Genomic DNA, 23,065 nt, shown 5'->3' with positions numbered 1-23,065 from the left:
CCACACCTCCCTCGACACGCTTGCCCCTCCCCTCAGCAGGAGCCGCACATGCCAGCACACGCACAGACATCAGGTGACGGACCGCAGCCCGGTCGCCTACGGGACCGGGTCGCCCTGGTGACCGGCGGCGCCTCCGGGATCGGCGCCTCGTGTGCGCGGCGACTGGCCGCGGAAGGCGCTGTGGTGGTGATCGCGGACCTCGACGAGGACGGCGCGACCCGTGTGGCCCGGCAGATCACCGCGGCCGGTGGCACCGCCCTGCCCCGCCGCATCGACGTGACCGACCCGGACAGCGTCACCCGCGTCGTCACGGAAACCGCCACCTTGCGCGACGGCCTGCAGATCGCCGTCAACAGCGCCGGAATCAACGGCCCCCTCAGCCCACTGGCCGAACTCCCGCCCGCCGACTTCGACACCGTGATGAGGGTGAACCTGTACGGCGTCTTCCACGCGATGCGCTGCCAGCTCCCCGCGATGGCCGCCACGGGTGGCGTCATCGTCAACCTCGCCTCGATAGCAGCACATTCGGGCTTCGGAGGGCACGCCGCCTACGCAGCCGCCAAGCAGGGTGTCCTCGCCCTGACCCGGACCACGGCGCGCGAATACGCCGGCCACGGCATTCGGGTCGTGTCGGTATCACCAGGCATCGTCGACACCCCTATGGTCACCTCGCTGCCGCCCGGAGCCACCGACGGTCTCCTCAACGCCGTCCCCCTGCGGCGCACCGCCCAGCCGGCCGAAGTCGCCGCACTCATCGCGTTCCTGGTGTCCGACGACGCCTCGTACGTGACGGGCAGCGACCATGTCGTCGACGGCGGCTACCTGGCCAAGTAGCCGACCGGAACACTTGCGGGAAGATCCGCGGCAGCAGACCTCTACCTCATCCAGGCAACCGAGTACAGCAACACCACTGTCCCCTTCGGACAGCTTCTTGTCCTCGACCCCGGCCTCACACCGAAGAGCGAGACACAGGGAAACCTCCGTGACCACATCGTCTGTCATGTTCGTCAACGAAGGCGTCTTCGGCGTCTCGGACGACGCCCCAGCGCCCATGGAAACGGTGCGGTGGTCGAACGGCCTCGCCGCTCCGATGGCCCACGGAGCGTGGATCCTCACCGGCATCAACACCGGTCAAGTGCGCGTATCGGCACAGCGCTTCGATGTCGCACCGCCCATTGAGGCGACCGGCTGGGAAGAGATCGTAGAGGTCAGCGTGCGGTCGGTCGAAGGTGAGCTGCGCATCAACTCCGGTTACGACATCACGCCCGATGACCTTCCCTTGCTCAACCCCCAAGGGCCGGGCTGGTACCGAATGCGCGTCCACGCATCGGGACGTTCGATCAACTCGGACGGTGTCAGCGACGAGCCGGTCGAGGGCTACCTCATTGCCGTCTGGCCGCAGGAGCCGGCGGAATCCGTCATCATCCGCTCCAGCAAGATGATCGACGAGGCGCTGCTGGCCAACCCTGCCGGCCCCGGCGCCTGATCCGGTTTTCGGCCTTATTTCCCTGGGTGACTTTGCCGAGTCGTGGGGCAACGACGAGCGGTGGCTGGCGGTCAACCCGGGCACTCCGTGTGAGGCGTACTTCCCGCCCAATCCGGGGTTGTGGAAGGCGCATGCGGACCGGGGGAAGGGGCCGGACGTGCAGCGTGGCACTCTGCGAACCCTGTGGGTGGGTGCCCCGCTCCAGGGGCCCGTCGCCCACGGGCTTGGGTGCGGGGCGCTGATGAACGTCTCCAACGGAGCCTTGTGGAACGCCATGGGCACTCACGGCAACGGCTACTTCCTGGAGCGCAAAAGCCTGGAACAGTGGTGGGGAGTAACCGACCAAAGCAGCTGGCAAGGTGCGCTGGACGGCCTCCTCAAAGGCAGGGGTGTCAGGGGCCCGTGGGAGTTCGTACTGGAGATTCGCAGCTCCCTGTCCCAGCAGTTCGGTGGGCAGGTCGATCCGGGACTGTGGAGGGAGACGGCTGAAAGAGTGTTGCTCCACAGCGCCACCGAAAGGGGCGGTATGGTCTCCGAAGCCGAAGTTGCCGGAGTGAAGCAACTGATCGGCCGCATTACGCGTTACGAAGGCCGTTTTCGCGCGGACGGAATCCTTGCCGCCAACAGTCGCGTGCGGTCCGCGCTGGCGTGGGACTACGGACGGGCTTCCTGTATGGCCCGCTGGGGAGTCGGCGCCCGCTTCACGGATATCCCGGATGCTGAACAGGCGGTAGTGCACGTCTCACGTCTGAGCAAGATGACCTACAACTCCTGGGAAGAATTCGCGGCCGGCTACATCCTCGGGCGCTGCCTGCACTTCGACGACGAGCAGTTCGGGCACTGGTACACACAAATGCTCCACGCCCATCAAGTGCTGGCCACCCACGCCGAGAGCCCCTGGCGGACCATCCCCTGGGCATGACGCGTGTACGAGCGGAATGGACTCTGATCAGTCAGCCGCCACTCGCAGCCGGTGACGTGCTCGCGGCCGGCCCTGGCTGATTTCTCTCGGCGCGCTGATGCGCAAGCGCGGCGTGCGACGGTGAACTCACCAGGGCTGTTACCCCGGGCGCCGTCTTCGCGATCTGTCCCTGGCGAGGCCCGCGCTACAGACTTCGTGTGCTCCACCAGTACGCCCGAACCCCTTTTCACCTGGGTGTCGCAGACCTTCAGGACCACAGCGGGCAGGACGTACACGGTCTCCTACGCCCTGGCCGGTAACCCGGCGGGCAATCAGGACGTGAAGACAGGTCAGGTTCTCATTGACGGACAGAGCTTCCAGGACTTCTCGTTCGACACCACTGGCAAGACATTCGCCCGGATGGGTTACGTGGGACGTCAGGTGACGTTCGTGGCCACCGGTGCCTCCACGACCTTGTCGTTCGCCAGCACCGCTGCCAGCGGCGCCTACGGTCCGGTGATCGACAACGTGAGGGTCGGGTCCTGCTGCTCCTGCTCTGCCTGTGCTTCCTGCTCCGGGTGACCGAAGCCACGACTCGTCCGCGGGCCAGCCGCCGATCAGGCCGAAAGGCTGACAGTTGCCGAAGGTCGACGGGCTGCGGCCGAGTTCAGCGGCGATGGCCGGCCCGGATGGTGGCCTGAGCCCGGAGCAGCCGGTCGGCTATGTGGTTCCTTGTTCGAGAACCCCAGCTGCATGAGGCGGAAGCATTCCACCACCGTTGATGCAACAGGGCGGACGGCGTAGCCGGGCACGCCCGGGCAGGCCCTCCATAGGCCACAGGTCGTAGTACATCCCCGGATCCGCTTGCTCGTTCACAGATCTGGATGCTTCGTCGCCACGTGGTAGTACCCCGAGTGGAACACCAGAGGGGTACCGCCGTCGGCCTCGTACTGTTCGACCTCGCCGAGGAAGATGATGTGGTCGCCTGCGTCGAGGCGCTGGACGGTGCGGCATTGGAAGCGGGCGACCGCGCCGTCCAGGAGGGGGGTGCCGGCGATGCCGGGAGTGGTGGGGGTACCGCGGAATTTGTCGTCGGCCGGGGTGGCGAACTGGCGGGAGAGGTGGTGCTGGTCGGCGGCCAGTACGTGGACGGCGAAGTGCGAGGCGTCGGTGAAGTCCGGGAGGCTCGGGCTGTTTTTGCCGGGGCACCACAGGACGAGGGGCGGGTCCAACGAGACGGAGGTGAAGGAGTTCGCGGTCATGCCGACGTTGCGGCCGTCGGGGGCGCGGGCCGTCACCACGCTCACGCCGGTGGCGTACTGGCCCAGCGCGCGGCGCAGTTCGCGGCCGTCGAAGCGGGCGGCGTGCTGGGCGCGCTTCTCGGCGAGGAAGCGGTGTGCCTCGGCCTCTTCGAACCACCAGCGGTAGAGGGTGCGCGGGTCGTCGAATCCGGCGGCGAGGGCGCCGGCGACGGAGGGGATTTCGGCCGCCGCTGTCAGCAGGTCGTGGTGGTGGGGACTCAGGTCGGTCAGGAGGGAGTTGGTCCAGCCGACGGCCCATTGAGCCCAGCCACGCCAGAAGTTGTCAAAGGTGCGCTGCATCCACTGCGGGGTGAATTCGGCGGTGCCGTGGCGGAGGATGCTGTCGAGGTAGTGGGTCGCGGCCTGGGCCGCGTTGTTCGAACCCTGGCCGGTGATCGGATCGTTGAGGACGACGGCGTCGGCCATGCCGAGGACGTGCCGGCCGGAGGCCAGGCGGGCGACGGGGTGCCGGACGGTCGGAGTGAGCCTGCCGCGCAACACGCCGTTGTTGTCGGTGAGCCGGGCGTGCCGGTAGCGCTCGTATTCGTCGGGGAAGAACCGGTGGAGGATTTCCAGTGAGCGGGTGAGGTGGCCTTCAGGCGTGCGGATGTCGTCCCAGCAGTCCATCGGGCCACCGGGGACACCTTCGAAGACCATGATGTCGCAGGGTCCGGTGGTGGTGAGGGCCGGGAAGGAGAAGTATTCGCCGACGCCGGGTACGAGGCGGTAGTGGACGGCGTCCTCTCCCTCCCGCGGCGCCATTCCCGTGACGTACGTCAGGGCCAGCGCACGGCGCGGCCGGTCGTACGGGGAGAGTTCGGAGTTTCGCGGGAAGAGTTGGCTCAGCTCGCCCTTGCCCGTGGAGACCACGACGAGATCGTGCGTACGGGCGTACCATTCGAGGTCGTTGACGCCCGCCTCATGCAGCACGATCTCGCCGCGGTCGCCGTCCGCGAACTGCTCGATCCAGGCAGCACACTTGACCCGCTGGTCGACGGAGTGGGCAGGGCCCTCCAGCGGCGCACGCCACGAGACGTTCGGAGTACCGTGCGGACCGATGAGAGAGAACGCGATGCCGGAGATGTCCGGGGTCTGGTCCTCCCAGTGGTGCAGGCCGAGTTCGCGCTCGCTCTGCAGCGCGGTGTCGAACATGCACTGGCTGGACATGACCGGGCCGCGACGTATGTCGTCGGGGCCGCGGTCGGTGACCAAGGTGACGTCATAACCGTGTGCCTGGAGTCCCAGGGCGAGTTGTGCACCCGCCTGCCCGGCTCCAACCACCGCGATCCTTCTCATGTCCTGCTGTCCCGATCTGCTTACGTTTGTATCGCTGACGTAGCGTCAGTTTGCTCTGTCCAGCTCCTGACGGGGTCCCTCAGGCGCCGGTCTCCGTCAGGTAGTTTTTCGCGGCGACCGGGTCCATGAACCAGTGGAAGAGGTCGCGCGGGTCGTCGAAGCCGTTGACGAAGCGGGCGGCGATACGGGGGTTGGCGCTCGCCGCGCCGAAGATCTCCAGGACGTGCTGCGGCGGGGCGCCGAGCATCGCGTTGGTCCAGGCCGTCGCGGACTGCGCGTTGTCCCAGAAGCGGCCGAAGGCCAGCTCCATGAACGCCGCGTCGTACGGGCGCTCGCCGTGGTCCAGGATGGTGGCGAGGTAGGAGGCCGCGCACTTCGAGGCGTTGTTGGACCCCTGGCCGGTGATCGGGTCGTTGAGGACGACGACGTCGGCGAGGCCGAGCACCTGCGCGCCGGAGGGCAGCGTGGCGACGGGCTTGCGGACGGTCGGCGCGAAGCGGCCCGCGAGGGTGCCGTTCTGGTCGGTGAGCGTGACATCGGTGCAGCGCTCGGCCTCCCACGGAACGTACGTCCGCAGCAGCTCCTGGAACTTCGCCAGCTGCTGGTGGGGGGTGAGCCCGTCGAAGCAGTCGAGCGGGCCACCCGGGATGCCCTCGAAGAACATGATGTCGCAGGGGCCGCTGGTGGTGAGGCTGGGCATGGTGAAGTACTCACCCACACCGGGGATGACGTTGAAGCTGACGCCGGGGCGGTCGGGGAGCGCTGCCATGCCGGTGACGTACGCCAGAGCCAGCGCGCGCTGCGGAGCGTCGTACGGCGAACGCATGGCGTCCCGCTCGAACAGCCCGGCGATCTCGCCCTTGCCGGCCGCGACGATGACCAGGTCGGACTCGGCGGCGTAGCGCTCCAGGTCCTCGATGCCTGCCTCGCAGAGGTCCAGACGGCCGCCGCGGCGCGCGAACTCGCCCATCCAGAGTGGCATCTTGACGCGCTGGTCGATGGAGCGGGCGGTGGCCTCAAGACGGGCGTCGAAGGAGAGCGCCCGGCCGCCCTGGCCGTCGGCGATGTTCACGCCGAGCCCGGCGATCGGCGGGCAGGCGTCGCCCCAGAAATCGAGGCCGAGGTTGCGCTCGTGGGCCAGCGCGGTGCCGAACATGGCCTGGCTGGACATGACCCGGCCCTCGCGGATCTGGTCTCCGGTCCGGTTGGACACGAGGGTGACGTCGAAACCGTGGCTGAGCAGACCGATACCGAGCTGGAGGCCCGCCTGGCCGGCTCCGACGATGGTGATCTTGCGCATGAGGGGGATCTCCGGGGGTTGGGGTGTGCGGTTTTTTGAGCGGTGTCGTGCAGTGCCGTGCAGTGCCGTGCCGTGCGCTGTGCAGCGTTTCGGCACGTGGCGGCGTGAATGAGTGGGTGGCGGTTGTGTGGAAGGCGGCTGCCTGCCGGAGGGGGGCCGGCGGGCAGCCGCGGGAGGCCGGGTCACCCGTAGGACCGGGGGAGGGGCCCCGGGTGACCCGGCCGGCTAGAGGGGCCCGGCCGAATCGGCGGGCCGGGGCAGCAGAGGCAAGGGTGCCGCGACGTGCGGGGGTACGGCCTTGGCGGCCCTCGCCGCGCCGGTCGCGCGTAATAAGCGCAGCGCGTATGCGACGGGCTGTCCGCTGGGCGTGACTCCGCCTCTGACGAGCGCAGTCCGGCCCGGCAGTCCCTGCATTGTTGATTCCCAGGATTCTCTCGGGTCCGCGGTGGTCAGGGGGCAATCTTGGTATGGCAAGATCACCCTCGCTATCCGGATCACGCGGATTGCTGTCCCGATCGCGCATCTCGGCGGTGGAGGTTTATATGCCCGCTGAAGAGTCCCCCCTCGCAAATCACCAGCGGTTCCATACAACGGACATTTGGGAGGCGCGGGCCGAGGTCGGCCGCGCCTTCTGTCCGCATGACCTGCGCATCATGCGGCGTTCGGCGACGCTCGATGCCAGGCTGCACGGCGCACCTTTCGATCGGACGGGTCTCTATTACCTCGATTACGGAACGGAAGTCCGGATCACACCGGGCGATCTGGAGAGCTTTTACCTTGTCCAGATCCCGCTCGCCGGTTACGCCGAAATCACCTGCGGCCGCGAGGAGATTATTTCCTCCCCGGAACTCGCTTCTGTCCCCTCTCCGACCGGAAAGTTGGACATGCGCTGGGGTGACGGCAATCCGCAGCTGATCGTGTGGTTCGACCGATCGTCGCTGGAATCGCACCTGGGCAGTTTGCTCGGCCGCACCGTGCGCCGCCCGCTCCTCTTCTCGCTCGGCATGAACCTCACCACTCCGGGCTCCCGGTCCTGGCTCAACATCGTCGACCTCATGCGCCGGGAGGCGGAGGGGCCTGGTGGCATGACAAGCCAGCCCGTCGTGACAAAGCAGCTTGAGTCACTCCTCATGACCCAGCTGTTGATGGCTCAGCCCAACAACTACACGTCGGCGCTGCTCGGCGAGCAGCCGCGCGTCGCACCGCCGGCGGTCCGCCACGCCATGGAGGTCATCGAGGGACACGCCGCCGAGCCGCTCACGGTCGCGGAGATCGCGGAATGCGTCGGCGTCGGCGTACGGGCCCTTCAGGAAGGCTTCCGCCGGCACCTCGACACGACACCGCTCGCGTACCTGCGCGAGGTCCGCCTGGACCGCGTACGCAAGGAACTCCTGGCCTCCGACCCAGGTGCCGCGACCGTCACCGCCGTCGCCTCCCGCTGGGGCTTCCTGCACCCGGGTCGTTTCTCACTCGCGTACCGCCAACAGTTCGGGGAGTCGCCTTCGGAGACGTTGCGGGCATAGGAGAAATCCGGTCTTTCGACCGGACCGCCCTGTCGATCAGCGGGCGGCGGGCGGCGGACAGGACGATGCAGGCCGTTGTGTCCGTCCTCGGTCCTGACAGTGCCGCTCGGCCTCGACCAGGCAGGGGCGCCAGGCTGGGGCCGGGGGGCGGCGGAGGACCAGGTTTGACGCCGCTGCCAAGCGGTGGCGTCGCAAGCAGGCACCATGAAATCGGGGAGCCGGCGAAATCCGGCACGAAGGGGAGCCGGTATTCGCCCGGCTGCCCTTTCGTGCCGGTGCGAACTCGCCGGCCTCGTGGTCATGACGTCAAGTCGAGAAATTCCCAGTGCGCTTGGGGTTGCGCGCCGCTGAGCCATTTCCCGCAGTTCTGCAGGACCGTGGGGCTTGAGGTGATGTGCTGGGTACCAGTGCCGAGATCACGCAGAAACCGGTCGATCGGCCCGCGCCGGATCGCCGCCGTCCCCGCCCATCGGTGCACCGTCTGACCCACGTCCTGCACGGTCCACGTCGCGTGGTTGAGCGCCAGCCTGAGCAGAGTGTCCTGCTCGGTACTCGGCAACTCGCCCGCATCCAGGGTGTCTTCGATACCTCGCCATACCTCCATCGCCCACGCCCGTGCCGAACGAAGCTTGGCTTCCGCGGTCGCGTACTCCGCGTGGAACTGCGCGGTGTCGACGGCGGCGTTACGAGTGCCGGATTTGGCCGCGGCGACCGACTTCAGTTCATCGAGCAGGCGCCGCCCCACACCGAACGCCCAACCGGTGTGTCCGATTGCGGACATGTTGACCAATCCGACGCGGTAGATCGCGCCGCCGTTGGCCGGGTTCGTCGTCGTGGCGAGATACGTGTGCGTCGCCGGGACAAACTCATCGGCGCAGTGGTAATCAATGCTGTGCGTCGCACGCAGCCCGAGCACATCCCAGTTGTCGACGAGTTCCACCTGCGACTTCGGCATCGCCAGCACCCGCAGCTCCCCGGTGCCCTCGACCTGGATCGCACTGTGGATATGGGTGGCGTGCGCCATTCCGGAGGCGAACTGCCAACTGCCGCTCACCAGATAGCCATTCTCCACCGGGACGGCCCGGCCGGGCCGGGTGCCGTGACCGGCCAACAACGCGTGGTCCCCACCCGCGACATCCGGGAACAAGTCGGCCGCCGCGACGGCGTCGAGATAGGCCGCAGTGGTGCCGGTCATCAACTGCAGCGCCATCATCGTCCAACCGGCCGCGGAATCGTGGTAACTGACCCGCTCGACTGTCTCTATCAATTGGCGTGGGGAGAACTCGTAGCCGCCAAGGCTCTGCGGCAGTGCGGCCCTCACGACCCCAGCACCCAGCAACGCCCGCGCGATGCCCTCGGTGAGTCTGCCGAGTTCCTCGGCCGCGTCCGCGTCAAGGGCCTCGCCGAGTGCGTCAATCCGCTCAAGCATCACGGGAAATTCCGGGCTGACATGCAATCCGATCGAGACCGCCATGGATAGTTGCTCCTCGCTGTCAGTATTGAGTCAGCGTCACCATAGGGGAGGAACCGCCGCTGTTACTGGGCCTGCCCAAGGAATTCCCCTGCTGAGACGGGGTGTTACGGCGCGATCTGCGCCTTCCAGGAGGAAGCCGAGGAAGCCGGCTTTGGTGGCGATCCGGCGGGATGCCGGACCGGCGACGGAGTGGGTGATGCGCAAGCGATGGAGTCCACGGTCTTGGAAGGCCCAGTGGCTTACCTCGGATGCAGCGCAACACTGTCGAGCGGTGTATCGACCGCCTCAAGCAATGGCATGGCCTGACGACCCGCTACGAGAAGACCGCGACCATCTACCTGGCCGGACTCCACATCGCGGGCATTTCCCTCTGGTCCGCCCGATGACAAGTGAACTGCCTAGTCGGCACGGAGGACCAGGTCGAGGAGGCCGGGGAAGTGGGCGTCGAACTCTTCGCGGCGCAGGCGGTTGAGCCGTTTGGTGCCCTGGTCGCGCTGTTCGACGAGGCCGGCGTCGCGCAGGACGGAGAAGTGGTGGCTCTTGGCGGCTCTGCCGACGGATACGTCGAAGTTGCTGCAGCTGAGCGTCCAGTCGGGGTGCTCCGCCAGAGTGCGGATCAGATGCATGCGCACAGGGTCCGCGAGCGCGGACAGGGCGGTGAGCACGGGGACGTCGTCGGGGTGGGTGTGCACGGGGGCCGGTCGGCGCCCTGTGGCTTCAGCCTGTTTCGACATCCCTCTGCCTCCTCCACGGCCCTCGCACTCTTGCGAGATGTTCGATACCCATCGTACATTGCTATTGTTCGCTTCCGGTTGAACATTTCCCGGCAGGCAGTTGACGTCGCCGGCCGCCTACAAGAACCACGGACCGGGCGCCCCCATGCCCGGGCCCAGAACCGCGGACGGAGAAATGCAGCAAAGAAGTGTGGACCAAGGATTCTCCGCCGTCGCGGGCAAGGTGCCCGCGCCCTGTCTCGTGCTGGCCGGAGTGAGCGGGATCCAGTTCGGAGCAGCCCTCGCCCCCAGCGCCTATCCCCAGGCAGGAGCCGCGGGCGTGGTGTTCCTGCGACTTCTCATCGCCGGCCTGATCCTCTGCGTGTTGTGGCGCCCGAGGCGCCAAGCACTCAAATCGGCCAAGGGAGCCTGGAAGACCGTGCTCGCCGCCGGAACCCTGCTCGCCGGACACCACATCGCCTTCTTCGAAGCCGTCGACCACATCCCGCTCGGGATCGTCGCCACGATCGAATTCCTCGGCCCCTTCGCCATCGCCCTCGCCGGCTCCCGCCGCGCGCTCGACCTGCTCCCCGGTTGCCTGGCCGCAGGAGGCGTGCTCCTGCTCAGCGGCGGGGGCAGTACCTCTCTGCCCGCGGTCGGCCTCGCCCTGGCCGCAGGGGCGGCCTGCTGCTGGGCCGGGTACATTCTGGTCTCCGCCCGCATGGCCACCCGCCTCAGCGGCGGCCAGGGCCTGGCCGTGGCCATCGCCTGGGCGGCGCTGCTCAGTGCCCCCTATGGCATCGCGCGCGCCGGCTCCGGCCTGCTTGACCCGCACGTCCTGTGGGTGGCGGCCGTCGTGGCAGTGGTATCCAGCGTGCTGCCGTACTCGCTCAACCTGGAAGCCCTGCGCCGGATTCCGCCGCGCGTCTTCGGCGTACTGACGAGCCTGGAGCCGGCCGCGGGCGCCCTGTTCGGCCTGCTCGTCCTCGGCCAGCGCCTCGACCGGTACCAGTGGCTCGGCATCGCCGCAGTCGCCTGCGCCTCCATCGCCGCCACCTACCTGGGGCCCGGAAAGCGCAGGATTTCACGTGTCCGGGCAACGAGCGGCTCTCTCACCTCCCACCGATCCGCCGATGGCGGCTGCGGCCGCGCCCGAGCACCCCAGCCAGGAGCCATCAGCCGGCTGGCAGCAGGCCCTCGCCGCACACCGGGCGAGCCGGATAACCATGGTGGTTGATCCCGGGATTCGGGCGGCCGCCGAGCGGCAAGCACGCGACCGAGCCCGCGAAACCGAGCAACTCTTCGGTGACGGCCGCGCGGGCGACGCCTGTGAGCGGTTTATGAGCCGAACATGAGCCATGTGGCCGAATATCGGTGGTGTGCCGGTCGCAGTGGCAGTCCCTTAGGGCCGCCTGGCCGGCGGGGCTCCGTTCCTGGCCGGTTCGGAGCTGACGCACACCTCACTCACCCCGGGTGTCGCTTTCCCGGGACGGCAACACCTGGAGCCGTGAACGGAACCGCAGGACGTAATCCGCGCTTCAGGTGGAAAGTAGGGACGCAAAAAATGAACATACGAGTACGCAATGTTCTCCCGTCCGGCAGAGGCCGGCGGGCAAAGGCGGTCGCGGTGGGATCGATGGCCCTCGCGGCGACGCTGTGCCTGTCCATCACCCCGGCGCAGGCGGACGGTGGCGGCGGCGGTTGGGTGACCGACCCGCCGGACGTGCCCGTTTCCCAGGGCGAAGGCATCTGGAGCACCCCCGAGAAGGTCGCGGAGTTCCTCGCCGACTGTGGCCAGGACTGCACCTTCACCCCCACCGCATGGGTCAGTGAGCCGACCGAGGGCACGCCGACGAAGGTGGGGGACTATCGCGACAACTGCACCACCGAGAACGCGGACTTCAAGCAGGGCGAGGCGGAGACCACCGGCGAAACGACGGTCGTCGGTATGTCGGTCGGCGCGAACCCCGTCTCGGTGCTGCCGAAGATCGAGCACACCTGGTTCAAGCAGAGCACGGAGAGCAGCGATACGACGGGCACTCTGAAGCCCGGCGAGATCGGTTGGGTCGACGAGGTGTCGGTCACCCGGAAGGCAAAGGGCAACTGGCACCTCAACGGCGTCGACCAGTCGAACCCCTTCGCTCCCGTGAACGAGCACAACTTCCATGGTCCCCACGACTTCACCGATGTCGAGGGGGACATCACCTACAAGATCATCAGGATCCAGTCCCGCCCCATGACCGACGAAGAGCGCACCAACCGCTGCGGCAACACAAGCCCCAGCTAACCGAGTTGGCGCGTAATCCGGCGGCCACCGACATTCGGTAAACGGCCCCCACTCGGAACGAGGGGCCTGCCGACCCGGTGCAGATCGCGAGCCCCGCACCGGTGAACAGGAGCCCTCACCACCCCCGGCCACCTCCTCGGCCGAGAACACACCAGCCCCAGGTCACTGACCTGGGGCTGGTGCCGTGGAGCGGGCGACGAGCACGGCCCCCGGCAGGAGACGGCCGATGCCGCTTGAGCCGTCCTGGCGGGTGCCTGCAGTGCTGTAGCAGCACGAGAACCGGTCGAACTGATCGAGGCACTCAGCGGCCGTCGTAAGGGCACCTGGATCCCGACCACCCGCCACCCGTAGAGCCGACCGCAGGCGGTTGCGCACAAACGCGCAATTCGGAGACGTTCGTCGTCATCCCGCGCGAACTGCTGACCCGGTTCGCCCCCTGCGGAGTGAACGCCTGCCGGACCTACGTGACACGGCATTTCGCCGGGTGCCGTGGAACGCCTCGGGTCAGGGGTGATGACCTCCCGATTCGGGGTGCTGCGCGGCGTAGCGGATCAGGTGTTCCCGCCCGTCCGGTACGAACTGCCAGCGGGGGTCGGACAGTTGGGCGGTCAGTTCGCGCCAGGGCAGCCACCAGCCGTCGGCGACCTCTGTCGGCTGGTGGACGATCGGCCCGTGCCGGCCCGGGGTGTAGAGCGTTTCGTAGGCGTACGTCAGGTAGTTGGTGTATGCGTCGGTGTACCAGTGGCGCATGGTGGGGCGTAACGCGCAGCCCCGTAGCCCCAGTTCCTCGGCGAGTTCGCGCTCGGCAGCGGAGAGCGGCTCCTCGCCGGCGGCGATCACCCCGCCGACCCAGACATCGTGGAGGCCGGGATAGAGGTCCTTGGTCTTGGTGCGTCGGTGCACGTAGATACGCCCGTCGGCGTCGCGCACGAGGATCTTCACCGCCGCGTGCGGCAGGTTCTCGGCCCTCACCCGGCTCCTGCGCGCGGTGCCGACGACCCGGCCGGGCACCTCGTCCTGGGCGTAGAGGGCGACAATCTCTTCCATGTTCAACTCCCTGTCCCGTTGGGATCCCTTGGGCAACCGCGACATCAGGTCATCGTCGTCGCCTCACCGAAACTTCCCCGGACGCACGGCGGGGCACGCCGGATCAGGTGGGTTCCACCAGTACCGTGCCGAGGTGACGGCCCGCCATCAGGTCGATCAGCGCGCCGGGGGCCCGGTCGAGACCGGTCAGTCGTACGTGCGGGAAACGGACCGTACCGTTACGCAGCGCGCCGCTGAACTCTGCCTCCCAGCAGTCGACCGACGCGTGGTGGTCGACGGCCGACAGCCCGCTGAGGGTGATCCCTCGGGAGACGAGCCACAGGTTGTCGACGGTCGCCTCGGCCCGGGTTCCGCCGGCGGCCTGGTCGCCGAGGGCACCCACCACCATGAACCTGGCCCTGCGGCGGGCCGCCGCCAGGGCGGCCTCGAACTGCTCGCCGCCCACCGTGTCGACCAGCACGTCGATGCCGTCCGGCGCCGCCGCGCGCAGCTGCTCCCCGATCGGGCCTTCGCCTCGCACCAGCACGGCGTCGAAGCCCAGCTCGCGCTCCAGATAGTCGGCCTTCCAGCGGGATCCGACCGTTCCGATCAGCCGCCCGGCACCATGCAGCCGGGCGAACTGGCCCGCGACACACCCGACCCCGCCGGCCGCCCCGGTGACCAGGACCGTGTCGCCGGAGCGCACGCTGCCGCCCCGGGTCACCGCCAGCCAGCCGACGAACCCCTGGGAGAGGCATGCCGCGGGATCGGGCCATCGGGCCGAGTCGACCCGTCGTACGGCGCCGGCGGGCAGCAGCGCGTATTGCTGCCAGCCGAAGTCGTGCCGGACCAGCTCGCCGGGGCGCAGTCCGGTCCCCGGTGCCTCGACCACCTCGCCGAGAGCGGCGCCGCGCAGGGCCCGGCCTGGCCGGCAGGAGGGCATCGGCAGCACCTCGGCATCCGCCATCAGGGTGCGGGTGGCAGCACCGATCCGCAGCACCAGATTCCGCACCAGCACCTGGCCGGCGGACGGTCGGCGCAGTGGGACCTCCACCGTCTCGAAATGCTCCGGCCGCAGCTCCCGGCCCGGGTGGGCGGCCAGCCGGACCTCACGGTGGACGGCGGGCGGCGAGAGGGAGCCCGCGCCGCCCTCTGCCGCCCCGAACCCGCTGCTGCCCGGGCGGCTTTCGGGATCCGGGCGGCCCGCGGCATCCGCTCCGGGTGTGCGCCGCGCCATCGGCGTCATCCCCCGAACCCCGGCCGGGCCACCACCAGTGCGGTGATGAACACGCCGAGGTAGCACCAAGCCAGGAATCCCATGGCCGGTCCGGGCGGCCAGGTCGACGTGCGCAGGGAGGCGAACCGTTCGCCTCCGCCCCAGACGAAGCCCAGCGCGGACAGCGGAAGCCAGCCCGCCAGCGCCACCGCGCCGTGCAGTTCCCAGGGACGCACCAGTGCGAGCGCCAGCCCCACGGCGCCCAGCGCGAAGCCCGAGGTCAGCGCCACCGAGCCGCGCAGGCCGACGAAGTTCGAATAGAGCGACGCACCGGGCACCACGCGGGCACCGGTCTTGCGGGCGAACTCGTAGTGCAGGAAGACGCAGGCACACAGCAAGGCGCCGAACACCGCGTCCGGCACCGGCCCGGTGCCAGTGGCCTGCCGGAAGGACAGCCAGATGTGCACGCTGAGCAACGCCTGCACCGGATAGCTCACCAGCAGGTTGACGAAGATCCGGTCCCGTACCCTCGCCGACCAGCGCTCCAGCTGGACCAGGAAGCAGATGTACCCGAGGTCCAGCAGCAGCCATCCGGCCAGCAGCGGTGAGCGCCAGCCGGTGAGCGCCAGTTCCGCGACGACGATCAGTACCATGGCGGCCCGCAGTTCCACCACGTCGATCGCGCCGCGCGGCAGCGGCCGGTCCGGGTTGTACTGCCGGTCGTACTCCAGATCCTTCTGCTCGTCGACGACCCGGATGAACAGCAGCGCCAGATAGACGGTGGCGATCTCGGTGAGGAGGGAACCCCCGAGCCTCCAGTCCGACTCCGGCGCGAGCACCGCCAGTGTGCCCTGGAGGGCCAGGACCCACAGCACCGCATAGGTCAAGTAGATCCGGGTGGGGGCCCGTTCGGCGAAGAAGGCGCGCAGACGGAGGGCGCTGCGTGCCACGGAGCGGGGTTCGTCCGCCGGGCGAGGGCGGGACGCGGGGCCGGTCACGGAAGAGGGTGTCATGCCTCGTCCTCCTCAAGGATCGTCACCGTGCCGGCCGCGCCGTCCATCTCGACGCGGGCGCCGTCCGGGATGCGGGTTGTCGCATGCTGGAGCGCCACGATGGTCGGGATGCCGAACTTGCGTCCGGAGATGGCGGTGTGCGACAGCAGGGTGCCGCGCTCGACGACGATGCCGCGGGCGGACAGCATCAGGAACAGCCAGCCGGGGTCGGTCTCCCTGGCCACCAGGATCATGTCGTCCGTGGGTTCGCCGAGCTGATGCGGGTCGACAACCACCCGGGCGGTGCCTCGCACGACGCCCCCGCTGGAGCCCAGGCCGTGCAGAGTGCCCTCGGCGGCCGTGCCCCGGTTCGGGTCCGGTAGCCCGTCACGGACGGGTCCCATGGTCACGAAGTCCATCGGCAGTTCGGCGCCCCGGGCGTGGTACTCGGCCCGGCGCAAGGCCGCCAGGCCACGCAGGTCGTCGGTGACCGCGGTGCCGTCGTAGGTGCCGAGGATCTCCTCCTCGGTCAGGTGAACCACGTCCTGCGCCGATTCCAGCAGACCGCGCGCGGCAAGGTCAGCGCCGAGCCGGTGGTACACGTGGCGGGCGAAGCCGAACAACTCGCTGCGGTTGTAGCGGGTGTTCTCCCGGATGTTGATGTGCCGGCGCTGCGCGGCCACCACCGCGCGCAGCACCCGGCGGCGCAGCGGGTGTCCGGTGAGCAGGCCGGCCAGTCGGTGTTCGCCGGCCCGCCGGGCTTCGGCCTCGCGGGTGCGCAGCAGTTGCCGCGTGAGGTCGCCCCGGGCGTACTCCGCGGCCGTGCGCAGGAGCTGGGACGGTTGGTCGCGCGGTAGCAGCACCTCCAGCTTCAGCTCTTGCAGGCCCCGGTCGCCGTGGAGTTCCACATGCGTCCGCAGCCGGTCGGCGAGGTCGGCTCCGTAGGCGCCGTCGTCGACCTCCTCCCACACCTCCTCGGCAGTCTTGACGGCGAGCGCGTCGAGCACCGCCGGTATGCCGCGAACCCGTTCGGCGATGTCGATGACCGACATCAGGATGACGACGCTGCGGTTCTCCTCCCCGCCGCACAGCAGGTCGCTGTGGAGCCCGGGGTCGGCCTGCGGCAGCCACCGCTCGAACAGCCGCATGGCCAGCGTCTCGTGCATCTGGAGCAGGATGTCGTTGACCAACGTGATGCCCCAGCGGCTGCCCGCTTCCCGCCACAACGACCGCATCAGCTGGACCAGTTGCAGCGGATCGGCCGTCGTGGCCGCGGTCCGGTGCTCGGCGAGGGTCCGCTGCCACCACGCCTCGAAGTTCCGGGCCGCCGCGCCATGCGTCAGCAGGCTCACCGCCAGCCGCACCAAGGCCGCCGAGGTGGCGGGCAGTTTGCCGGGACAGGTGAGGGGCGGGGTGGGCCGGACGTGGGTGACCGACGGCGACATCCCCATCATGCGTTCGAAGCTGCCGCGCCACAGCGGGAAGGTCCTGCTGAGTCCGTGCAGGGTGTACCAGACGCTCAGCGAGTAGTAGACCCTGCCGCGCAACAGCCCGATCATTCCTCGTAATTCGCCCTCGTGCCGGTCGAGCACCGTGCGGCGGACGCCGAGCCTGCGGTAGAAGTCGTGAAAGTCCTCGCGGTAGAAGCGCTGGGCGAAGGAGTAGGTCAGCGCGGTGGTGACGTCCGGGTAGCTCTCGGTGATGTTGGCGTTGCTCCACAAGCGCTGGCGGTCGAGCTCCAGCACCACCGGCCGGGCCTGCAGGATATGCAGGGTTCCGTCGGCGGTGAAGGTCCCCTCGATGTCCTGCGGGCAGCCGAAGAGTCTCTCGATCCGGTCCCCGGTCGCCACTACCTTCCGGATCTGCTCCTCCGTCAGTACGGCCGTGTCGCACAGTTCTTCAGGCACCGGTGCCGTCCGCGGTCCATCGGCGAGCCGCTCGGGGTTCTCCTCCATCAGCTGCGTCTTGTGCGCGAGCACCGACCGCACAGCGTCGTCGCGCCGGCTGATGAAGTAGTGGTCGACCGGCACCTTCTCCTGGACCACGCCCTCACCGATGCCGAGACCGGCGGCGAGAACCCGGTCGCGGGCACCGGTCAGCGGATCGCAGGTGAACAGGACGAAGGAGCGGCGGCCGAACTCCATGCGCTGGACGCCGACGGCAACCTCGAACCCGTGCTGCGTGCCCCCGCGGGCGGCGCGGTACAGCAGCGCCTGCGGGCCGAATGCGGAGGCCCAGCACTGGCGTACCTTGTCCAGCAGTTGGTCCCGCGTCACGTAGAGGAAGCTGTCGCTGATTCCGGCGAACGCGTCGTGCGCCGAGTCCTCGCCGGCCTGGGCACCGGACCCGACGACCGACGAGCGCACCGAGACCACCGCGCCGGGCCCGAACTCCTGGTCGAACGCCTCATATAGCTGCCGTTCGGCCGCCGCCGGCACCGGTGCCCTCAGCACCATCTCCCGCAGGATCGAAGCCTTTTTCCCCAGGGCCTCGGAATCCCCGGCGTCGACGTCGCCGAGCACGGCGTCCACCTCGGCGCGCACGGGGCTCAATACCTGGGTGAACACGGCGGCCGACAGGCAGAAGAACCGGGGCACCGGCAGACCGGCCGCCGCCATCCGCGCCTGCCGGGCGAATTTCGGCCCGACCTCCGCCTCATTCAGCAGTGCGCGTCCGCGCAGCACCGGCCGCCGACCGGCACTCGGTGAAGGCTTCGATATGCGCAGCGAACGGAGTATATTCATAGGGCATTTCACCATATCCAGGGAATGACGCGGCGGTGGGTCGCCGCATATTCGGAGTAGCCGGGAAGGGTGAGCAGTGTTCTCTCCTCCACGAGAATGCGCACGACGAGCGTCGGCAGCAGAATCATCAAGGCCGCCGCGCTGTAGGTGTTGAGGAAGAAGACCACGAAGGCGATATGAGCCAGCGCCATGCCGAAGTACGCCGGATGTCGAATCCACCGGTACGGTCCGGTCCGGACGATCTGGTGGTCGCTGAGCACACGCACCCGGTGCGAGTAGAAACGCCCGAGAGTGCGGATCGCTGACAGCCGCACGCCGACCGCCGCCGCGAAGACCACTGGGACCGCAAGCATCCACGGGTGATACGTCTGCTGGTCGGCCGATGGCAGACAGGCCGCGGCGACGGTGGCCGCGCGTGCGGCGGCGTACACGTAGATCGTGCCGCGGTCGGTGGCCGTCTCGGTCGACGTCGAACTGCGGACGGTCGTCCAGGTCTCCAGCAGCAGCCACAGCAGGTGGAGCCCGGCGAGCAGCGTTGCCACCCGCTGCCACGGGTCGGAGAAGTCGAGCGCCCCACGGACCAGCGCCGTTGCGGTCGCCGCCACGCAGACGGCGAGCACGAACAGCGGAAACTTGCGCAGAACCCACACCATAAGCACCTCCACAAAACAGCCCGCAGGCAACGAGGGGCCCGCGCCGAGCTGGTGTCGCCCGTCGCTGACAACCCGTGATCAGGACGCGGCCGGCCGGCTGAGGACCATGCGCGCCGCATCGCCCTCCTCCTAGAGTTCGGCCAGGGCGCGTGTCGTCTCGCGGATGCGCTCCGCCTCGATCCGATCGGCCCGCTCCTCCTCCATCACCACCATGTCCATGGAGCCCGACGCGGCGACGACGCCCGCCTGCACCAGGTCGCAGCGGCCCCGGAACCGCAGCCGGTTCGGCCCCTTCTGGCTGACCTCCTGCACGGAGTACTCCAGCTGGGCCGGCAGCGGGAGCAGGAACTTGTGGAACGTCGTCTGGAGAGAATTGAGGATGAACCGGTGAGCCCTCCCGGACGGGGCCAGCAGATACCGCTCTCCAACGGCGAGCGAGATCTGCCGCACCGCCTCGGTTATCACCATGGCGGTCACATGGGAACCAGTGGTGTGGTCGAGGACCATCTCCTGCCGGTCCGAAATACGCAGAGTCGCCTTGAAGAGGTCGTCCTCGACTTTTCGCAACCCGGCGATGAGGACGTTCTCCGGTTTACGCTTGTGCACCTCGGAATGGTAGAGCAGTTCCGGTAGGGGAATGTCCTTGAGTATCGACTCCGGTAAGCCATGCTGGCGCAGCTTGCTGCGGACGATTTCCCTTTCGTAATCCTCGATGCCCTGTCCCGGGATGACGACCGGGAAAGGCTCGGAAATCAGTTCCCCCTTGAGGGACGCCGCAAACTCGGACAAGGAAACCAGGTCGACCGAGTTCGACCTGGTGGCCAAATTGTCGCCGACGACGAACACGACCTTTTCGGGCATGACTCCACTTCCTTCATTGAACCCAGGAGACACTTAACGTCCGATTCTTCCTGCCCACCTTGTCGTCCGCTGGACGTTAGGGTTGCGATTTACATGAGGCGTGGCGAGTTGGGCATCGATCGCAGAGGATGCGTCGAGGCCGGTGACGTCACAGACGTGCTCGATCTGGATTTTCCCGCTGTCCAGGTCACGTCGGCGGCGGGTGACTTTGATCGCCCAATCCCTGCTGTAGGGCGGGGCAGGGACTGCGCACTCTCCGACTCGAATCACCTGATCGTGTACACGATCCGTGACGTGGACTTCTCGATGACTTCTCCCGCTGATGATCGAAGCGCGACTGGGCCGTCCGAAGACGTCTTCTGTGTCTGTGTCCTTCGGCATGCCCGGCCGCATGCACTGTCCGCTCAAGAGAAACGGCTCATCGTGCATTTGACTCCGCACGAGCAGGAGCGCCTGCTGATCCATGTGGCGGCTGACGTGGCGCAGCGGCGCCGTGGCAGTGGCCTGCTCCTCAATTACCCCGAGGTGATGGCCCTGTTGACCGTGCACGTCTTTGAGCAGGCGCGTGCCGGCAAGACAGTCAGCGACATCATGGACTCGGGCCGGCAGTTGTTGAGCCGGGGCGAGGTGATGGACGGCGTTCCAGAGATGATCAAGAACGTTCAGGTGGAGGCCACGTTCCCGGACGGCACCAAGCTGGTCACCATCCACGATCCCTTCCCGGAAGCCGCGGAGGAACCCGAGGTCTACCCGGGCAAGGTCGAGCACCCCCGGCCGCCCCGCAAGCCGGACTGCCCGGTCGACTGCGACGGCGGCAGCGGCGACGACTCGTCCCCGTGCTGCGACAAGTGCCGAGAGGCGGAGGCGGTGTCTTGGTACAAGGCGATTGAGTTCAACGCAGACCTACAGGAAGACGCCACCACGCTGCCGGGTGAGGGCAGGACGAGGATCAGGGTGAAGAACATGTCGGACCGACCCATCCAGGTCGGTTCCCACTATCACTTCGCCGAGGTCAACCCGGGGCTGAAGGTCCTCAAGGTCGAGGTCCCTTCCGGTCCGGAGCTGGAGCCGCCCGAGGAGCTCAAAAACTGCGAGGCGGCGCGGATGCGGCGGCTGAACATTGCCGCGGGTACGTCCGTGCGCTTCGAGCCGGGTGACGAGTGCTGCGTCGAGTTGGTGGAGATCCGGGGAGACCGACAGGTCAAGGGACTGCGCGAGGAGACGTACCAGTGAGCAACAACCGGACCACCCCGTCGAACAGCAGGTCGGCGAGCTCACCGGGGAACCCGGCGTCGAGCAACCTGCTGAAGCGGGCCGAGTACGCCACTCTGTACGGGCCCACCACCAAGGACCGCGTCCGCCTGGCCGACACCGCTCTGACCGTCGAGGTCGAGGCCGACTGGAGCGGCGGTCCGAAGCACAGCGGCAACGAGATGATCTTCGGCGGCGGCAAGGTGATCCGCGAGTCGATGGGAATGTCCCACATCCCCAGAGACGGGGATGCCGAAGGCCGCAAGCCCGTGGACACGGTCATCACAGGTGCGCTGATCCTCGACTGGTGGGGGGTCGTCAAGGCAGACGTGGGTATCCGCGGCGGTGAGATCGCCGCCATCGGCAAGGCGTACAACCCCGAGACGATGGACCCGATCCCGGACGACGAGTTCGAGATGCCGGACCGTACATCCCCGAGCGACATGCTGCCGGTGCAGCAGACGCTGCCGGTGCGGCCGACGAACTTCGTGGTGGGTCCGAGCACCGAGGTCATTTCCGGCAACGGGCGGATCCTCACCGCGGGCGGCGTGGACACCCACGTTCACTTCATCTGCCCGGAACAGATCCACGAGGCCCTGGCTTCGGGGGTGACCACGCTCATCGGCGGCGGCACCGGCCCCGCTGAGGGCAGCACGGCCACCACGGTGACCCCGGGCGAATGGCACATCACCCGGGTCTTCGAGAGCCTGGACGCGTACCCGGTCAACATCGGCCTGCTCGGCAAGGGCAGCACGGTGAACACCGACGCCCTCAACGAACAGGTCGACGCAGGAGTCATCGGCTTCAAGGTCCACGAGGACTGGGGAGCCACGCCCGCCGTGATCAACGCGGCACTGGACGTCTGCGAGAGCCGTCAGGTCCAACTTGCCCTGCACGCCGACTCGCTGAACGAATCCGGTTTCCTGGACAGCACCCGCAACGCCTTCACAAAGGACGGTAAGAAGCGCCCGGTCCACATCTTCCACGTCGAGGGCGCCGGCGGTGGCCACGCCCCGGACATGATCGAGCTGGTCAAAGAGGAGAACGTGCTGCCCGCTTCGACCAACCCGACCCGCCCCCTGACGGTGAACACCGTCAAGGAGCATGTCGACATGATGGTGGTCTGCCACCACCTCAACCCGGATATTCCAGCGGACATGGCCTTCGCCGACTCCCGCATCCGGCCGTCCACCATGGCCGCTGAGGACCTCCTCCACGACATGGGCGCCATTTCGATGATGTCCTCCGACGCTCAGGCGATGGGACGCATCGGCGAGATGATCATGCGCACCTGGCAGACCGCGCACGTCATGAAATCCCGCTACGGCCCACTGAAGGAGGACCTCGAGAGCGCGAAGGTCCGCCCGATCGCTGACGACACCGACCACTCGCACAACGCGGACAGGCTGATCCCGAACGACAACTACCGGGCACGCCGCTACGTCGCCAAGTACACGATCAACCCGGCCATCACGCACGGCATCGACGGTCACGTCGGTTCCGTGGAGACCGGGAAGCTCGCCGACCTGGTGCTCTGGGAGCCGAAGTTCTTCGGCGTCAAGATGCACATGGTCCTCAAGGGCGGGCAGCTCGCGTATGCGCAGGTGGGCGACGCCAACGCGTCGATCACGACACCGCAGCCCTTCCTGCCGCGGGCGGTCTGGGGCTCCACCGGCCGATCCCCCCTGAGCAACTCGTACAACTTCGTGGCACCGGGCGTGGCCGACGCGTTGAACTCGCGAGTCGTCACCGTCCAGGACAGCAGCGGGAACGTCACCGAGATGAAGATCGGTGGGCTCGGCCTCGCCAAGAAGTTCGTGGACATCTCGACGAGTATCCGGGATGTCACCAAGGCCGATATGAAGCTGAACGACACAGTGCCGGAGAGCCTCAAGGTCGACCACAACAGCTTCGAGGTCACCATTGGCGGTGCGACCACAGGGGACGCCCGCACGGAACTCAACGGAGTGACCGTACCGCGCACCTACGTCAGTGAAGTGCCCATGGCCCAGAGGTACTTCCTCTTCTGACCGGCCCTTGC

19 protein-coding genes and 2 pseudogenes are annotated in these 23,065 nt (G+C 68.0%); 11 read left to right on the top strand and 10 right to left on the bottom strand.

Annotated elements, in window-relative coordinates; translation table 11 throughout:
- Positions 1 to 48 precede the first annotated feature (48 nt).
- From STRNI_RS01580 to STRNI_RS01565, 4 genes and pseudogenes are all read left to right on the top strand, one after another.
- Positions 49 to 834: an SDR family NAD(P)-dependent oxidoreductase gene (locus STRNI_RS01580; RefSeq protein WP_277410339.1), complete on the top strand. Its 786-nt coding sequence runs from the start codon at positions 49 to 51 to the stop codon at positions 832 to 834.
- Between the two features lie 148 nt (positions 835 to 982).
- Positions 983 to 1,486 carry a hypothetical protein gene (locus tag STRNI_RS01575; RefSeq protein ID WP_277410338.1) on the top strand — a complete coding sequence of 168 codons (504 nt, stop codon included), beginning with the start codon at positions 983 to 985 and terminating at the stop codon, positions 1,484 to 1,486.
- Between the two features lie 241 nt (positions 1,487 to 1,727).
- Positions 1,728 to 2,408 (top strand): DUF1266 domain-containing protein, encoded by a 681-nt coding sequence (locus STRNI_RS01570; protein ID WP_277410337.1) that lies wholly within the window; start codon positions 1,728 to 1,730, stop codon positions 2,406 to 2,408.
- Between the two features lie 234 nt (positions 2,409 to 2,642).
- A pseudogene (locus STRNI_RS01565) lies at positions 2,643 to 2,969 on the top strand (DUF642 domain-containing protein); the annotation flags it as partial.
- 290 nt (positions 2,970 to 3,259) lie between these two features.
- On the opposite strand, the gene STRNI_RS01560 reads toward STRNI_RS01565, so the two are convergent.
- A complete protein-coding gene (locus STRNI_RS01560; protein WP_277410336.1) occupies positions 3,260 to 4,984 on the bottom strand; it encodes a styrene monooxygenase/indole monooxygenase family protein in 1,725 nt (574 codons plus the stop codon).
- A gap of 79 nt (positions 4,985 to 5,063) precedes the next feature.
- Positions 5,064 to 6,284, bottom strand: a complete 1,221-nt coding sequence (locus STRNI_RS01555; RefSeq protein ID WP_266447052.1) for a styrene monooxygenase/indole monooxygenase family protein — start codon at positions 6,282 to 6,284, stop codon at positions 5,064 to 5,066.
- Positions 6,285 to 6,826: 542 nt separating this feature from the next.
- On the opposite strand from STRNI_RS01555, the gene STRNI_RS01550 reads away from it, so the two are divergent.
- Positions 6,827 to 7,807 carry an AraC family transcriptional regulator gene (locus STRNI_RS01550; RefSeq protein ID WP_018093183.1) on the top strand — a complete coding sequence of 327 codons (981 nt, stop codon included), beginning with the start codon at positions 6,827 to 6,829 and terminating at the stop codon, positions 7,805 to 7,807.
- 298 nt (positions 7,808 to 8,105) lie between these two features.
- Here STRNI_RS01550 and STRNI_RS01545 read toward each other — a convergent pair whose 3' ends face one another.
- On the bottom strand, positions 8,106 to 9,281 hold the full coding sequence (locus STRNI_RS01545; RefSeq protein ID WP_277410335.1) for an acyl-CoA dehydrogenase family protein: 1,176 nt from the start codon (positions 9,279 to 9,281) through the stop codon (positions 8,106 to 8,108).
- 248 nt (positions 9,282 to 9,529) lie between these two features.
- Here STRNI_RS01545 and STRNI_RS01540 point away from each other — a divergent pair, with 248 nt between their 5' ends.
- On the top strand, positions 9,530 to 9,667 hold the full coding sequence (locus tag STRNI_RS01540) for a hypothetical protein (RefSeq protein WP_381845828.1): 138 nt from the start codon (positions 9,530 to 9,532) through the stop codon (positions 9,665 to 9,667).
- A 12-nt stretch (positions 9,668 to 9,679) separates the two neighbouring features.
- Here STRNI_RS01540 and STRNI_RS01535 read toward each other — a convergent pair whose 3' ends face one another.
- A complete protein-coding gene (locus tag STRNI_RS01535; protein ID WP_266447058.1) occupies positions 9,680 to 10,015 on the bottom strand; it encodes an ArsR/SmtB family transcription factor in 336 nt (111 codons plus the stop codon).
- 175 nt (positions 10,016 to 10,190) lie between these two features.
- On the opposite strand from STRNI_RS01535, the gene STRNI_RS01530 reads away from it, so the two are divergent.
- Together STRNI_RS01530 and STRNI_RS01525 are read left to right on the top strand one after the other, a co-directional pair.
- Positions 10,191 to 11,231 (top strand): EamA family transporter, encoded by a 1,041-nt coding sequence (locus STRNI_RS01530; protein ID WP_277410334.1) that lies wholly within the window; start codon positions 10,191 to 10,193, stop codon positions 11,229 to 11,231.
- 327 nt (positions 11,232 to 11,558) lie between these two features.
- Positions 11,559 to 12,281 (top strand): hypothetical protein, encoded by a 723-nt coding sequence (locus STRNI_RS01525; RefSeq protein ID WP_148587854.1) that lies wholly within the window; start codon positions 11,559 to 11,561, stop codon positions 12,279 to 12,281.
- Between the two features lie 504 nt (positions 12,282 to 12,785).
- On the opposite strand, the gene STRNI_RS01520 is transcribed toward STRNI_RS01525, so the two are convergent.
- The 6 genes from STRNI_RS01520 to STRNI_RS01495 form a co-directional block, all read right to left on the bottom strand.
- Entirely contained in the window at positions 12,786 to 13,328 is a 543-nt protein-coding gene (locus STRNI_RS01520; protein ID WP_277410333.1) for an NUDIX domain-containing protein, read from the bottom strand.
- Positions 13,329 to 13,431: 103 nt separating this feature from the next.
- Positions 13,432 to 14,544, bottom strand: a complete 1,113-nt coding sequence (locus STRNI_RS01515) for an MDR family NADP-dependent oxidoreductase (protein WP_277410332.1) — start codon at positions 14,542 to 14,544, stop codon at positions 13,432 to 13,434.
- Positions 14,545 to 14,549: 5 nt separating this feature from the next.
- Entirely contained in the window at positions 14,550 to 15,536 is a 987-nt protein-coding gene (locus tag STRNI_RS01510) for a UbiA prenyltransferase family protein (protein ID WP_277410331.1), read from the bottom strand.
- Entirely contained in the window at positions 15,533 to 18,259 is a 2,727-nt protein-coding gene (locus STRNI_RS01505) for a PEP/pyruvate-binding domain-containing protein (RefSeq protein ID WP_277410330.1), read from the bottom strand. The genes STRNI_RS01510 and STRNI_RS01505 overlap by 4 nt, the downstream gene beginning before the upstream one ends.
- A gap of 8 nt (positions 18,260 to 18,267) precedes the next feature.
- Positions 18,268 to 18,912, bottom strand: coding sequence for a methyltransferase family protein (locus tag STRNI_RS01500; protein WP_018093173.1), 645 nt, complete (start codon positions 18,910 to 18,912; stop codon positions 18,268 to 18,270).
- Between the two features lie 129 nt (positions 18,913 to 19,041).
- Complete coding sequence (locus tag STRNI_RS01495) at positions 19,042 to 19,773, bottom strand: AfsA-related hotdog domain-containing protein (RefSeq protein ID WP_277410329.1); 732 nt, start codon at positions 19,771 to 19,773, stop codon at positions 19,042 to 19,044.
- A 423-nt stretch (positions 19,774 to 20,196) separates the two neighbouring features.
- On the opposite strand from STRNI_RS01495, the pseudogene STRNI_RS01490 reads away from it, so the two are divergent.
- The 3 genes and pseudogenes from STRNI_RS01490 to STRNI_RS01480 all read left to right on the top strand — a co-directional run.
- A pseudogene (locus STRNI_RS01490) lies at positions 20,197 to 20,490 on the top strand (urease subunit gamma); the annotation flags it as partial.
- A 150-nt stretch (positions 20,491 to 20,640) separates the two neighbouring features.
- On the top strand, positions 20,641 to 21,006 hold the full coding sequence (locus STRNI_RS01485) for an urease subunit beta (protein ID WP_267880683.1): 366 nt from the start codon (positions 20,641 to 20,643) through the stop codon (positions 21,004 to 21,006).
- Positions 21,007 to 21,074: 68 nt separating this feature from the next.
- Positions 21,075 to 23,054: an urease subunit alpha gene (locus STRNI_RS01480; RefSeq protein ID WP_277413181.1), complete on the top strand. Its 1,980-nt coding sequence runs from the start codon at positions 21,075 to 21,077 to the stop codon at positions 23,052 to 23,054.
- Positions 23,055 to 23,065: the final 11 nt, after the last annotated feature.

This window comes from Streptomyces nigrescens (genome assembly GCF_027626975.1).
Taxonomy (GTDB): Bacteria; Actinomycetota; Actinomycetes; order Streptomycetales; family Streptomycetaceae; genus Streptomyces; species Streptomyces nigrescens.
Note: the sequence above shows the minus strand (reverse complement) of the source record. Positions and strands in the feature narration are given on the sequence as shown.